The sequence below is a fragment of the Citrobacter sp. Igbk 16 genome (genome assembly GCF_028069755.1).
Taxonomy (GTDB): domain Bacteria; phylum Pseudomonadota; class Gammaproteobacteria; order Enterobacterales; family Enterobacteriaceae; genus Citrobacter.
Genome location: NZ_JANEWJ010000012.1, coordinates 56615 through 68996 on the forward strand (window position 1 = coordinate 56615; position 12382 = coordinate 68996).

At 53.3% G+C, this 12382-nt stretch carries 11 protein-coding genes and 1 pseudogene; 9 read left to right on the forward strand and 3 right to left on the reverse strand.

Features of this window, described 5'->3' with window-relative positions; all coding sequences use genetic code 11:
- Positions 1 to 137 precede the first annotated feature (137 nt).
- Both NNO03_RS10265 and NNO03_RS10270 read left to right on the forward strand, forming a co-directional pair.
- The gene (locus NNO03_RS10265; protein WP_271449458.1) at positions 138 to 908 is read left to right on the forward strand and encodes an SDR family oxidoreductase; all 771 of its coding nucleotides are present in this window, start codon (positions 138 to 140) and stop codon (positions 906 to 908) included.
- A gap of 59 nt (positions 909 to 967) precedes the next feature.
- A complete protein-coding gene (locus NNO03_RS10270) occupies positions 968 to 1822 on the forward strand; it encodes a co-chaperone YbbN (RefSeq protein WP_271441941.1) in 855 nt (284 codons plus the stop codon).
- A 94-nt stretch (positions 1823 to 1916) separates the two neighbouring features.
- Here the strand turns inward: NNO03_RS10270 and fetB are convergent, their stop codons facing one another.
- Both fetB and fetA read right to left on the reverse strand, forming a co-directional pair.
- Positions 1917 to 2696, reverse strand: a complete 780-nt coding sequence (gene fetB / locus NNO03_RS10275; protein WP_271441940.1) for an iron export ABC transporter permease subunit FetB — start codon at positions 2694 to 2696, stop codon at positions 1917 to 1919.
- Entirely contained in the window at positions 2689 to 3360 is a 672-nt protein-coding gene (gene fetA / locus NNO03_RS10280) for an iron ABC transporter ATP-binding protein FetA (RefSeq protein ID WP_271449459.1), read from the reverse strand. Before fetA ends, fetB begins: the two co-directional genes overlap by 8 nt.
- Before the next feature lie 134 nt (positions 3361 to 3494).
- Here fetA and NNO03_RS10285 point away from each other — a divergent pair, with 134 nt between their 5' ends.
- From NNO03_RS10285 to NNO03_RS10300, 4 genes and pseudogenes are all read left to right on the forward strand, one after another.
- Complete coding sequence (locus NNO03_RS10285; protein ID WP_271449460.1) at positions 3495 to 4412, forward strand: SPFH domain-containing protein; 918 nt, start codon at positions 3495 to 3497, stop codon at positions 4410 to 4412.
- Entirely contained in the window at positions 4409 to 4867 is a 459-nt protein-coding gene (locus tag NNO03_RS10290) for an NfeD family protein (RefSeq protein ID WP_137384593.1), read from the forward strand. The genes NNO03_RS10285 and NNO03_RS10290 overlap by 4 nt, the downstream gene beginning before the upstream one ends.
- A 20-nt stretch (positions 4868 to 4887) precedes the next feature.
- A pseudogene (locus NNO03_RS10295) lies at positions 4888 to 7031 on the forward strand (hypothetical protein).
- Positions 7001 to 7717: a DUF3142 domain-containing protein gene (locus tag NNO03_RS10300; protein ID WP_271449461.1), complete on the forward strand. Its 717-nt coding sequence runs from the start codon at positions 7001 to 7003 to the stop codon at positions 7715 to 7717. The pseudogene NNO03_RS10295 and the gene NNO03_RS10300 overlap by 31 nt, the downstream one beginning before the upstream one ends.
- Here NNO03_RS10300 and cueR read toward each other — a convergent pair.
- Positions 7714 to 8124, reverse strand: a complete 411-nt coding sequence (gene cueR / locus NNO03_RS10305) for a Cu(I)-responsive transcriptional regulator (protein WP_126318972.1) — start codon at positions 8122 to 8124, stop codon at positions 7714 to 7716. The two genes, NNO03_RS10300 and cueR, sit on opposite strands and share 4 nt — an antisense overlap.
- Before the next feature lie 108 nt (positions 8125 to 8232).
- Between cueR and copA the strand changes: the two genes are divergently transcribed.
- From copA to ybaK, 3 genes are all read left to right on the forward strand, one after another.
- Positions 8233 to 10737 carry a copper-exporting P-type ATPase CopA gene (gene copA, locus NNO03_RS10310; protein ID WP_271449462.1) on the forward strand — a complete coding sequence of 835 codons (2505 nt, stop codon included), beginning with the start codon at positions 8233 to 8235 and terminating at the stop codon, positions 10735 to 10737.
- A 154-nt stretch (positions 10738 to 10891) separates the two neighbouring features.
- Positions 10892 to 11686, forward strand: coding sequence for a TraB/GumN family protein (locus NNO03_RS10315; RefSeq protein ID WP_271449463.1), 795 nt, complete (start codon positions 10892 to 10894; stop codon positions 11684 to 11686).
- Positions 11687 to 11888: 202 nt separating this feature from the next.
- Positions 11889 to 12368: a Cys-tRNA(Pro)/Cys-tRNA(Cys) deacylase YbaK gene (gene ybaK / locus NNO03_RS10320; protein ID WP_271449464.1), complete on the forward strand. Its 480-nt coding sequence runs from the start codon at positions 11889 to 11891 to the stop codon at positions 12366 to 12368.
- Positions 12369 to 12382 lie beyond the last annotated feature (14 nt).

Genomic DNA, 12382 nt, shown 5'->3' on the forward strand with positions numbered 1-12382 from the left:
AGTGAGAGAGTTCCCAGGAGCATAGATAACTATGTGACTGGGGTGAGCGAGCGTAGCCAACGCACAGACAACTTGAAGTATGACGGATATAGTAAATCACGACTCGTAAATCAACGGAGATCCTGACAGGTAAAGTTATGCAAAAATCGGTCTTAATAACAGGATGTTCCAGTGGTATTGGCCTGGAAAGTGCGCTTGAGCTTAAACGCCAGGGTTTTCGAATTCTGGCTGGCTGCCGCAAACCTGAGGATGTCGCGCGCATGAACGGCATGGGATTTACCGGCATATTGCTGGATCTCGACTCACCAGAAAGCGTGGATCGCGCCGCCGATGAGGTGATCGCCCTGACCGATAACCGTTTGTATGGGATCTTTAACAACGCCGGATTTGGCGTTTACGGCCCACTGTCCACCATCAGCCGCGAGCAAATGGAACAGCAGTTTTCCGCCAACTTTTTTGGCGCTCATCAGCTCACTATGCGCCTGCTACCCGCCATGTTACCTCATGGCGAAGGGCGTATTGTGATGACCTCTTCAGTCATGGGATTAATTTCCACACCAGGGCGAGGCGCGTATGCCGCCAGCAAATATGCGCTGGAAGCCTGGTCCGATGCGCTACGGATGGAACTTCGCCATAGCGGAATTAAGGTCAGCCTGATTGAACCCGGCCCCATTCGCACCCGCTTTACTGAAAACGTCAACCAGACCCAGAGTGATAAGCCCGTCGAGAACCCCGGTATTGCTGCTCGGTTTACATTGGGTCCGGAGGCCGTTGTCGCCAAAGTGCGCCATGCTTTTGAGAGCGACAAACCCAAATTGCGTTATCCCGTTACGCTGGTGACCTGGGCTGTGACGTTTCTCAAACGCCTGCTCCCGGGCCGCGCAATGGACAAAATTTTACACGGCTGAGTTGAAGCCTGCTCGTCAGCCCCCATGTAGAAACAAATAGACGAATAGAGAGTGACTCCATGTCCGCACAAAATATTGTCAATATTAACGAATCAAATCTGCAGCAGACCCTTGAATTGTCGATGACCACCCCGGTCCTGTTCTATTTCTGGTCTGAACGTAGCCAACATTGTCTGCAATTAACGCCGGTACTGGAGAGCCTTGCTGCACAGTACAACGGCCAGTTTATTCTTGCCAAGCTGGACTGTGACGCCGAACAGATGATCGCGTCTCAGTTTGGTCTACGCGCAATTCCAACGGTTTACCTGTTCCAGAACGGTCAGCCGGTCGATGGCTTCCAGGGACCGCAGCCGGAAGAGGTTATCCGCGCACTGCTTGAAAAAGTATTGCCGAGTGAAGAAGAGCTGAAAGCACGCCAGGCAATTGAGTTTATTGAAGCGGGTAACCACGCCGACGCCCTGCCGCTGTTGAAAGAAGCGTGGCAAATCTCCAACCAGAGCAGCGAAATTGGTCTGCTGCTGGCGGAAACGCAAATTGCGCTGAATCGTACTGAAGATGCTGAAGCTGTACTCAAAACCATCCCATTGCAGGATCAGGATACCCGTTATCAGGGGCTGGTCGCGCAAATTGAACTGCTGAAGCAGGCGGCTGATACACCAGAAATTCAGCAGTTACAGCAACAGGTTACGAATAACCCACAGGATGCAGCACTGGCAACGCAACTGGCTATTCAATTGCACCAGGTTGGACGTAACGAAGAAGCACTGGAACTCCTGTTCAGCCATTTGAAGAAAGATCTCGCGGCGGCTGATGGTCAGGCACGTAAGACCTTCCAGGAGATCCTCGCTGCGCTAGGTACCGGTGATGCGCTGGCGTCAAAATATCGTCGTCAGCTGTACGCACTGTTGTACTAATCCGTTTCATTTTGCCCGATGGCGCTGTGCTTATCGGGCCAACAAATACCACTCTCGTAGGCCGGATAAGCGGTAACCGCTATCCGGCATCACATCACGGTTTCTTTAATGGTGTCACCACCAACTGGTGGCGTGAATTATAGAACTTCCGATAGGTTAAATAGCAGGCGATAATGGTCGACAGGCTGGCGGTAGAGAGCAGCATAAACGTCACCATAATCTGATACTTAATCGCTTTTACCGGATCGATACCGGCAAAGATCAATCCTGACATCATCCCCGGTAAACTTACTAACCCGACGGTTTTTGCGGAATCGATCGTTGGGATCAGCGATGCGCGAATACTGTCCCGAATAAGCGGCGCGGACGCGACTTTCGGAGAAGCGCCGAGGCTTAATTTCTCCTGAATTTGCTGCTGCTCACTGCTAAAGCGCTGCCCCAGGTTGTTGTAACATAACCCGACGGCCACCATCGCATTCCCGGCGATCATGCCGGAAATCGGGATCACTTGCATCGGTGCAAACTCGATGGAGCCTGACAGCACCAAGACGGCCAGCGTGACCCCCGCCCCCGAGGTAATAGCGATAAATGAGGAGATAAAAGCCTTATCAATATATTTACTGCGTTTTTGCGCGTTATATGCGGCGTTAAAGCAGATAAACAGCACCATCACTAAGGTCAGAATGCTGTGGTTCACGCCGAAAATATATTTCAGCACGTAGCCTACGATAATAAGCTGGACAACCGCCCGGCAAACGCTCCAGAGAATATCTTTTTCCAGTGCCAGTTTTTCTTTATGGCTGATCAGCATCGCCACCACCACCAGCATCATCGCTAACGCCAGTGATTCATTGGTAATATTATGCTCATTCATTGCTTACTTCCTGCATTTCTCCGGCATGCGGCTGAAGGATAATGACATTATCCGCATGATTAATTTCATCTTTGTCGTGCGTCACCCACAGCACAGCAATATTCTTATCGCGCACATAGCGGTGAATTAGCTCATTCACATTCCGTTTGTTGGCTTCATCCAGCGCGCTGGTTATTTCATCAAGCAGCAGGATTTTCGGCAGAAACTGCAAATTGCGAATCAATGAGATACGCTGTTTTTCGCCGCCGGACAGCTCATTGATGTTTTTTTTGAGGATTGCCTCGGGTAACTCAAATCGGGCCAGATCGGCCAGAAACACATCCGAATCCGGACGTTTATCGCGAATTTGCCAGGGAAAAATAAGGTTGTCGTAGACGGTATCACCAAACAAAGCAGGCGTTTGTGCGCAATAGGAGACCTGCTGACGATATGCTTCCGGCTTGAGGGTCGTTATCTCCTTGCCCTCAAAGATAATCTCACCCGCGCTCGGGCTAATTAACGACGCGACAATTTTCAACAACGTGCTTTTACCGCAACCGGACTGGCCGGTAATCAGCTTAAATTCTCCGGCATTAAGATTAAAACTGATGTTATTAAGAATTTTCGTTGTTCCCGCCTGCCAGGCGACATTCTTTAACTGAAGCAGCATTCTGCTTTCTTCCATTACCAATCCCTTTTTTACCTCTTTCGTGCAGACAGTCTATCCCTGTAATTTATTATAGGGGAGCCCACCTTGATAAATCGGGTATAATTTGATTAATCAGGCAGTAAAGGACAGCACAACAGGAGGTTTCATCGATGCTCATTTTTATTCCTATTCTTATTTTTGTCGCACTGGTCATCGTCGGTGCGGGCGTGAAAATCGTCCCGCAGGGATACCAGTGGACGGTGGAACGTTTCGGGCGTTACACCAAGACCCTGCAACCGGGGTTAAGCCTTGTTGTACCGTTCATGGACCGCATTGGTCGTAAGATCAATATGATGGAACAGGTGCTTGATATCCCCTCTCAGGAAGTCATCTCCAAAGACAACGCTAACGTCGCGATTGATGCCGTGTGCTTTATTCAGGTCATCGACGCGCCGAAAGCGGCGTATGAAGTCAGCAACCTGGAACTGGCGATCATCAACCTGACCATGACCAATATCCGTACCGTGCTTGGCTCGATGGAACTCGATGAGATGCTCTCCCAGCGCGACAACATCAATACGCGCTTGCTGCATATCGTTGATGAAGCCACCAATCCCTGGGGCATCAAAATTACCCGTATCGAGATCCGCGATGTTCGCCCACCGGCAGAGCTTATCGATGCGATGAACGCACAGATGAAAGCAGAGCGTACCAAGCGTGCCTACATTCTTGAAGCCGAGGGTATCCGTCAGGCGGAGATCGTCAAGGCCGAAGGTGAGAAACAGTCGAAAATCCTGAAAGCAGAAGGTGAACGCCAGTCCGCTTTCTTACAGGCCGAAGCACGTGAACGTTCAGCGGAAGCGGAAGCTCGTGCAACGCAGATGGTATCTGAAGCCATTGCCGCTGGGGACATTCAGGCTGTGAATTACTTTGTGGCACAGAAATACACCGAAGCGCTGCAACATATCGGTTCGTCGAATAACAGTAAAGTGGTGATGATGCCGCTGGATGCCAGCAGTCTGATGGGCTCCATCGCCGGGATCACTGAGCTGATTAGGGACAGCGCCAGCGAACGGAAAAAATCATGATAGCGATGATCCTGGTTCACCCACATATCTTCTGGCTTAGCCTCGGGGGCCTGCTATTGGCCGCCGAGATGCTGGGCGGGAACGGTTATCTGCTATGGAGCGGTGTAGCGGCGGTGATAACCGGGCTGGTTATCTGGCTCGTACCGCTCGACTGGGCGTGGCAGGGAGCAATGTTCGCCGTATTAACACTGCTGGCGGCCTGGTTGTGGTGGAAATGGCTGGCGAAGCGCGTGCAAGAGCAGAAACCGGCCGACAGTCATCTTAATCAGCGCGGACAACAGCTAGTCGGTCGTCGGTTTACACTGGAAACCGGGCTGGTCAATGGTCGCGGGCATATGCGCGTCGGCGACAGCTCGTGGCCCGTCAGCGCCAATGATGACTTAAGCGCCGGAACACACGTTGAAGTGGTTGCCGTTGAAGGCATTACTCTGGTAATCAAAGCCGTATCACCATAAAACAGACAGGAAATAAGACTATGGTCAGGAAGACACCCCTCGCCTTTGCCCTTTTCACACTACTGGCAGTCGCTCCTCAGGCGTTTGCCTCATCAGATATAGAAGATTGCAAATGGAGCGATGACCACTGTCTGCTGAAAGGCACGCCTACCTTCAGCCCCGGAAACGACAGCCGTGATAACCTGCTACGACTGCTGAGTCAGGAGAAATCGTTCGCCCTGCCGATACAGGCGATGCCTGAGGATATCACCCGCTCCCGTGATTTCTATTTCGCTTATCACCCGCAGTGGGATGACATCACGTCGCCCGCAGCCGCAGCCCCGGAGCAAAATGCTGACGACACGCTAACCCGGCAAATGGCTGAACTGCACATCAGCGCGGATGAGGTAATCCGCAATAGTGATGATCTCGAAAACCGCCACGTTTCGAATAATATGAGCAGTGCCAGTCAATTCTTTGCCGCGCTGCTCGCCGATACCTCGTTGACGGTTGAACAACGCCAGGCTCTGGCGCAAGCGCGGATGGGGCTGTTGTCCGGCGCAACCCGTGAGCAGATTGATGCCTCATTGACTACTCTGCCTGTGGATTCCAGTGCCCAACGTTATAAAACGTACCTGATTGCCGCCGCCAATTTCTATGCCGGTGATTATGTGAATGCCGAACAAGCGTTTACTCAGTTGGCGAAAAGCGATCGCCCATGGCTGGCAGAAACGGCGCAGTACATGCTAATGCGCACAGCACTGAATAAAAGTAGTCAGAACAGCGTCGGTGAATACGGTGATTTTGATATCGCCAGGATTAACCACCAGGATGCCGCTCAGGCACAGACTCAGGCGCAAGCCTATCTGCAACGCTGGCCGCAAGGCCAGTACGCCGATTCGACACGCGGTATGCTGCGGCGTATCAACTGGTATTTACAAGCCTGGCCACAGCTGGCCGGACTGTATGAGCAGGCTCTCGATACGTCGGCCAATGCGCAGCAGTTGCGTGAGACCGTGACAGAATACGATAACGTCTACGGTATACAATTCTATGATCAATCCGTAATTGAAGCCTTTCCTGATGCCCCCCGCGTGAGCTATATCGAACTGTTACGCGCACTGCGTCTGAATAGCGATAAAAAACCCACGCTGACCCAGGCGCAACTTGATGCGAGCAAGCCGGTATTTGAACAAAGCCAACACATGCCGCTGTGGCGCAATCTGCAGCTGAATTTATGGATGGCGGCGGGCAACTACGCGGCCATTGTTCAGGCCGTAACCCCGGCACAACAACTTTCCGTACACGATACGCTCGCGTTTAGCGAACAGGTGCTGTACGGCGAAGCGTTGATGGGCCAGAAGAATTGGACCGCGGCACGTGATTTCTGGCAGCAGCTGCTGAAAGTGAGCAAAGATAACGAGCAGCAGCAATATGTACAGGCCAAGCTGGCGGCTACGCTGGTTTACAGTGGTGACAGCGCGGCGATATTCGCCCCGGACAGTGCGGTAACCAATCTGCGTTTCCGCTCTCAGGTGCTGAAAACACAGGCAACGCCTGAACTGCTACGCCAGCAAGCTACCCATGGGCCTAACAATGAGAGCGCACAATAGCCCTGCATACTTTGCTGGTTCGGGATCTTACCGAGAACCGTTTTGCAGACTGGTTGAATGACCGAAAACTGGCCCGAGACATTAGCCAACCGGTTGTTGGCACTGCATTTGATGACGTCAATCTGAGCGTGTTTGACTGGAACGGTGATGCCGCTCAGGCCGGCTATACCTGCCGCAGCCTCAATGAAACGGTCACGGTATTAAGCCGCAAAGCCGATGACGCCCACGCACTGAACTGTCTGGGTGAGTTCTTCCGTACCACACAAACCCATGTCGATCTGTGGAAGAACAGTAGCGGTAACGATGTGCTGGAAGTGGCCATTACGCGACAGGAGCCGTTCGGCCAGTTCGACAGGCAGCGCTATTACCAACAGGTTATCGCGTCCCCAACAGCGGAAGTCGAGGATAAAAGCTTTGCGCTGTATCGGGCCATCATGTGCTACTCCCCGTCAGGTTATAACGAATGCGGCGGCGAAGAGGTGGATAAATCACAGCGAAAAGACTGGTTCACGCAGTTAAAGACGCAGTATCCGGGAAGTCCGTGGGCGCAAAAACTCAAATACTACTGGTAATCGCGCTGCTGGCCGGTCAGGCACAGGCGGCAGATATCGTCTCCGCCCGTGACCATTCGGCCTTCTGGCTGTGGTCCGGGGTGAAAGCCAGTGATGAACTGCAAAATGCGCAAACGGTCTATCTGCATCAGGGCGAGGTGCTGGTTCGATCGGGTAACGTGGTTTTCCAGCGTCTGGGACTGCCAGTCAGTCGTCTGACTTTTCCCTCAATCTGGCTGACGGTCCGCTTTACCACGCTCGACGTACCGGAGGAGATTCCGGCCCGAATCATACGGCTGATGCAACGCTGGCAGAGCGCCGGCAACCACGTCGTCGGCCTGCAGGTCGATTTTGACGCGGCGACCCACCAGCTTGCTGATTACGCCCGTTTTCTGCACCAATTGCGTCAACAGTTGCCGCCAGAGTTTGCGCTTGGCGTGACAGGTCTGCTGGACTGGGCAAAAACCGGGGATGTCGCCACGCTAAACGCACTGGCGGTCGATGAACTGGTGGTGCAGAGCTATCAGGGGCGTCAGACGGTGGCAAATTATCAGGCGTATCTGCCTGCACTCGCCCGTCTGCGTATTCCGTTTAAGCTGGGGCTGGTGCAAAACGGTAGCAGGGACCTGCAGGCTGAGGCTCAGCTTGAAAAATCCCCGTGGTACCGTGGCACAGTGGTGTTTATGCTCAATCCCTCTCGCCGTTAAGCCTTTGCTTTGTGATGGCAGCAGCCGGAGAGATTATCCATGATCGGGCATTCGGCGCTATCATCACCAGGGCAACTGTCCGCCAGCGCCAGCAAATGCAAGCGCATGGCCTGCAGCTCGCTGATATGCCGCTCGATGTCCGCCACTTTTTCTAACGTGCGCTTTTTGACATCCGCGCTGTGACGCGCCGGATCGTTAAACAAATTGACCAGCTCACCACACTCTTCCAGGTTAAAGCCAACCTGCCGCGCCTGACGCAACAGCGTCAGTTCATTCAGATGCTGCTGGTTGTATGTGCGATAGCCGTTTTCGCTACGTAGTGGCGGCGTCACCAGACCTTTTTCTTCATAAAAGCGTATCGCTTTACTGGTTAAACCGGTTTTTTTAGCAACATCGGATATATTCACATCTTCCCCCTTGACCTTCCCCTTGATGGAAGGTTTAACCTTTATAACAGTTAGTCAAAACGACTGCTAAGGTCAACGTTTACCGACCAATCATAGAGGAAATTTGTTATGTCTCAAACTATCGATCTGACTCTGGACGGTCTGTCCTGTGGTCACTGCGTAAAACGCGTTAAAGAAAGTCTCGAACAACGCCCGGACGTGGAACTCGCGGATGTCACGGTGACAGAAGCCCATGTCACCGGTAGCGCCAGTGCCGAGGCGCTGATCGAAACCATCAAACAAGCCGGTTATGGCGCGGAGTTAAGCCACCCAAAGGCTAAACCGCTGGCGGAGTCATCAATCCCGTCGGAAGCACTGGCAGCGGTCCCCCCTGAGCTTCCGGCAGCTACGGCTGAAGAAGATGATAGCCAACAGTTGCTGTTAAACGGCATGAGCTGCGCCAGCTGTGTCTCCCGCGTACAAAATGCGCTGCAAAGCGTACCGGGTGTCACGCAGGCACGGGTAAACCTGGCGGAGCGCACTGCGCTGGTAATGGGCAGTGCATCCGCCGCAGATTTAGTGCAGGCGGTGGAAAAAGCCGGCTATGGCGCGGAAGCGATCGAAGACGACGCTAAGCGTCGCGAACGCCAGCAGGAAACCGCCGTGGCGACCATGAAACGTTTTCGCTGGCAGGCGGCGGTTGCGCTGTTGCTGGGTGTCCCGGTCATGGTATGGGGAATGATTGGCGATAACATGATGGTGAGTGCCGACAACCGTAGCCTGTGGCTGGTCATTGGTCTGGCAACACTCGCTGTGATGGTCTTCGCAGGCGGTCACTTCTACCGCAGCGCGTGGAAAAGCCTGATGAACGGCACCGCGACCATGGATACACTGGTCGCGCTGGGCACGGGGGTCGCCTGGCTCTATTCCATGAGCGTAAACCTCTGGCCGCAATGGTTCCCAATGGAAGCGCGGCATCTCTATTATGAAGCCAGTGCCATGATTATCGGTCTGATTAACCTTGGCCATATGCTGGAAGCACGCGCCCGCCAACGCTCTTCCAAAGCGCTGGAAAAACTACTCGATTTAACACCGCCAACCGCACGTGTTGTGACTGATGACGGTGAAAAAAACGTGCCACTGGCCGATGTGCAGGCAGGCATGTTGCTACGTCTGACCACCGGCGATCGCGTTCCGGTAGATGGCGAAATCACACAGGGCGAGGCCTGGCTGGATGAAGCGATGCTGACCGGCGAACCGATCCCGCAACAAAAAGGCGAAGGTGATAGCGTCCACGCCGGTACTGTAGTTCAGGATGGTAGCGTACTGTTCCGCGCCAGTGCCGTCGGTAGCCACACGACGTTATCGCGTATTATTCGCATGGTACGTCAGGCACAAAGCAGTAAGCCCGAGATTGGTAAGCTGGCCGACCGTATTTCCTCGGTATTCGTTCCGGTGGTGGTAGTGATTGCACTGGTGAGTGCAGCAATTTGGTACTTTTTCGGCCCGGCACCACAAATTGTTTATACGCTGGTGATTGCCACCACCGTACTGATTATTGCCTGTCCTTGTGCGCTAGGTCTGGCCACACCCATGTCGATTATTTCCGGGGTGGGTCGTGCCGCTGAGTTTGGTGTGCTGGTACGTGATGCCGATGCGCTGCAACGCGCCAGCACGCTTGATACCGTCGTCTTTGACAAGACCGGTACGCTGACCGAAGGTAAACCGCAGGTTGTCGCCATCAAAACGTTCGGCAATATCGACGAAGCACTGGCTGTTCGCCTGGCAGCCGCCCTTGAACAGGGTTCCAGCCATCCGCTGGCCAGGGCGATTCTGGATAAAGCGGGCGATGTTACGCTGCCACAGGTCAATGGTTTCCGTACGCTGCGCGGTTTAGGCGTCAGCGGGGAAGCTGAAGGCCATACGTTATTACTGGGTAACCAGGCACTGCTCAACGAACAGCACGTTGTTACCACCGAAATGGAAGCCGAGATCACGGCTCAGGCTTCCCAAGGGGCAACCCCGGTGCTGTTAGCCATTGACGGGCAAGCAGCAGCCTTGTTAGCGGTACGTGACCCATTGCGCAGCGACAGCGTGGCCGCGCTTCAGCGTCTGCACCGCGCTGGCTATCGTCTGGTGATGCTCACCGGCGATAACCCAACTACGGCCAATGCCATTGCCAAAGAAGCAGGTATTGATGAGGTGATAGCCGGCGTACTGCCAGACGGTAAAGCGGAAGCAATTAAACGTCTGCAGAGCCAGGGACGTCAGGTCGCCATGGTCGGTGACGGCATTAACGATGCCCCTGCCCTGGCCCAGGCCGATGTGGGTATTGCAATGGGCGGAGGCAGCGATGTGGCGATTGAGACCGCTGCGATCACGCTGATGCGTCATAGCCTGATGGGCGTTGCGGATGCGCTGTCTATCTCGCGGGCAACGCTGCGTAATATGAAGCAGAACCTGCTCGGCGCATTTATCTACAACAGCATCGGTATCCCCGTTGCCGCCGGGATTCTGTGGCCATTCACTGGAACCCTGCTGAACCCGGTCGTTGCCGGAGCGGCGATGGCGCTCTCTTCTATTACCGTGGTGAGCAACGCCAACCGACTGCTGCGCTTTAAACCGAAAGAGTAACTCTTTGCCAAACGGCACTTTCGTTTATCCGGCCTACAAAAAGTAAGTGATAATGTAGGCCGGATAAGACGATTTTGCGTCGCCATTCAACGATTCACGGATTGCACCTTCCTGGACCACGCGCTAGCATGGAAGTCTACTCAAGGGAGGCCGTATGGATTTGTTATACCGGGTAAAAGCATTATGGTCTGCACTGCGCGGTAACCATTATACCTGGCCGGCCATCGATGTCTCTTTGCCTGGCAACCGCCATTTTCATCTGATTGGCAGTATTCATATGGGTAGCCGGGGTATGGCCCCTCTGCCTGCCAGGTTACTGAAAAAACTCAGCCGCGCTGATGCACTGATTGTCGAAGCCGATGTCTCCGGTGACGATGCACCGTTTGCCAATCTTCCGGTTTTTGCTGCGCTGGAAGAACGCATCAGCGAAGAGCAATTGCGCAACCTGCAAAAAGTTTCTGGCGATCTTGGTATTTCCCCCTCCCTGTTTTCGACTCAGCCCCTGTGGCAAATAGCCATGATCTTGCAAGCCACGCAGGCGCAACAGCTGGGATTACGGGCGGAATATGGTATTGACTACCAACTGCTCAAAGCGGCTAAACAGGCGCAAAAAACCATTATTGAACTGGAAGGCGCCGCCAGCCAAATCGACCTGTTATGCCAATTGCCTGATAACGGTTTGGCTTTGCTCGACGATACCCTGACACACTGGCATACCAACGCCAGGTTGCTGCAACAAATGATGGGCTGGTGGCTTGAATCACCACCACAAAATGGCGAGCTCACGTTACCCAACACATTCAGCCAGTCATTATATGACGTACTCATGCACCAGCGTAATGAGACCTGGCGGGACAAACTCAAGGCAATGCCTGCGGGACACTATGTGGTCGCAGTGGGCGCACTGCATCTGTATGGAGAGGGAAACTTACCGGAGATGATGCGATAAAAAAAATGGCCAATATTTCTATTGGCCCGTCAAAGAGGAATTTCATCATTATTATTATGCCGACGCTTAAAGCATCGGTGTAGGTCGATTGTCGCTCAAAGTCGTCATCCTGCCAATACTATTGCGCAAGATGGTACTATTTTTTCCACCGCCATCAGGCGTATGCTTATGGCGTATTTTGTCTGGGCCAGGAAAAATTGCTATGACACCCGCCGTTAAACTACTCGAAAAAAACAAAATTTCTTTTCAGATCCACACCTACGATCACGATCCGTCCGAGACCAACTTTGGCGACGAAGTGGTCCGTAAATTAGGACTGAATGCGGATCAGGTCTACAAAACACTGCTGGTTGCCGTGAATGGTGATATGAAACATCTGGCGGTTGCCGTCACCCCGGTAGCCGGACAGCTGGATCTTAAAAAGGTCGCGAAGGCGCTGGGCGCCAAAAAGGTCGATATGGCCGACCCAATGGTTGCACAACGCACAACGGGATATCTGGTCGGCGGTATTAGCCCACTTGGGCAGAAAAAACATTTGCCAACGCTGATTGATGCACCCGCTCAGACATTCGACACTATTTATGTTTCCGGCGGCAAACGCGGGCTGGATATTGAACTGGCGGCGAACGATCTGGCGAAAATTCTGGATGCGAAATTTGCCGACATCGCACGCCGCGATTAAGCAGGTATGGAAGA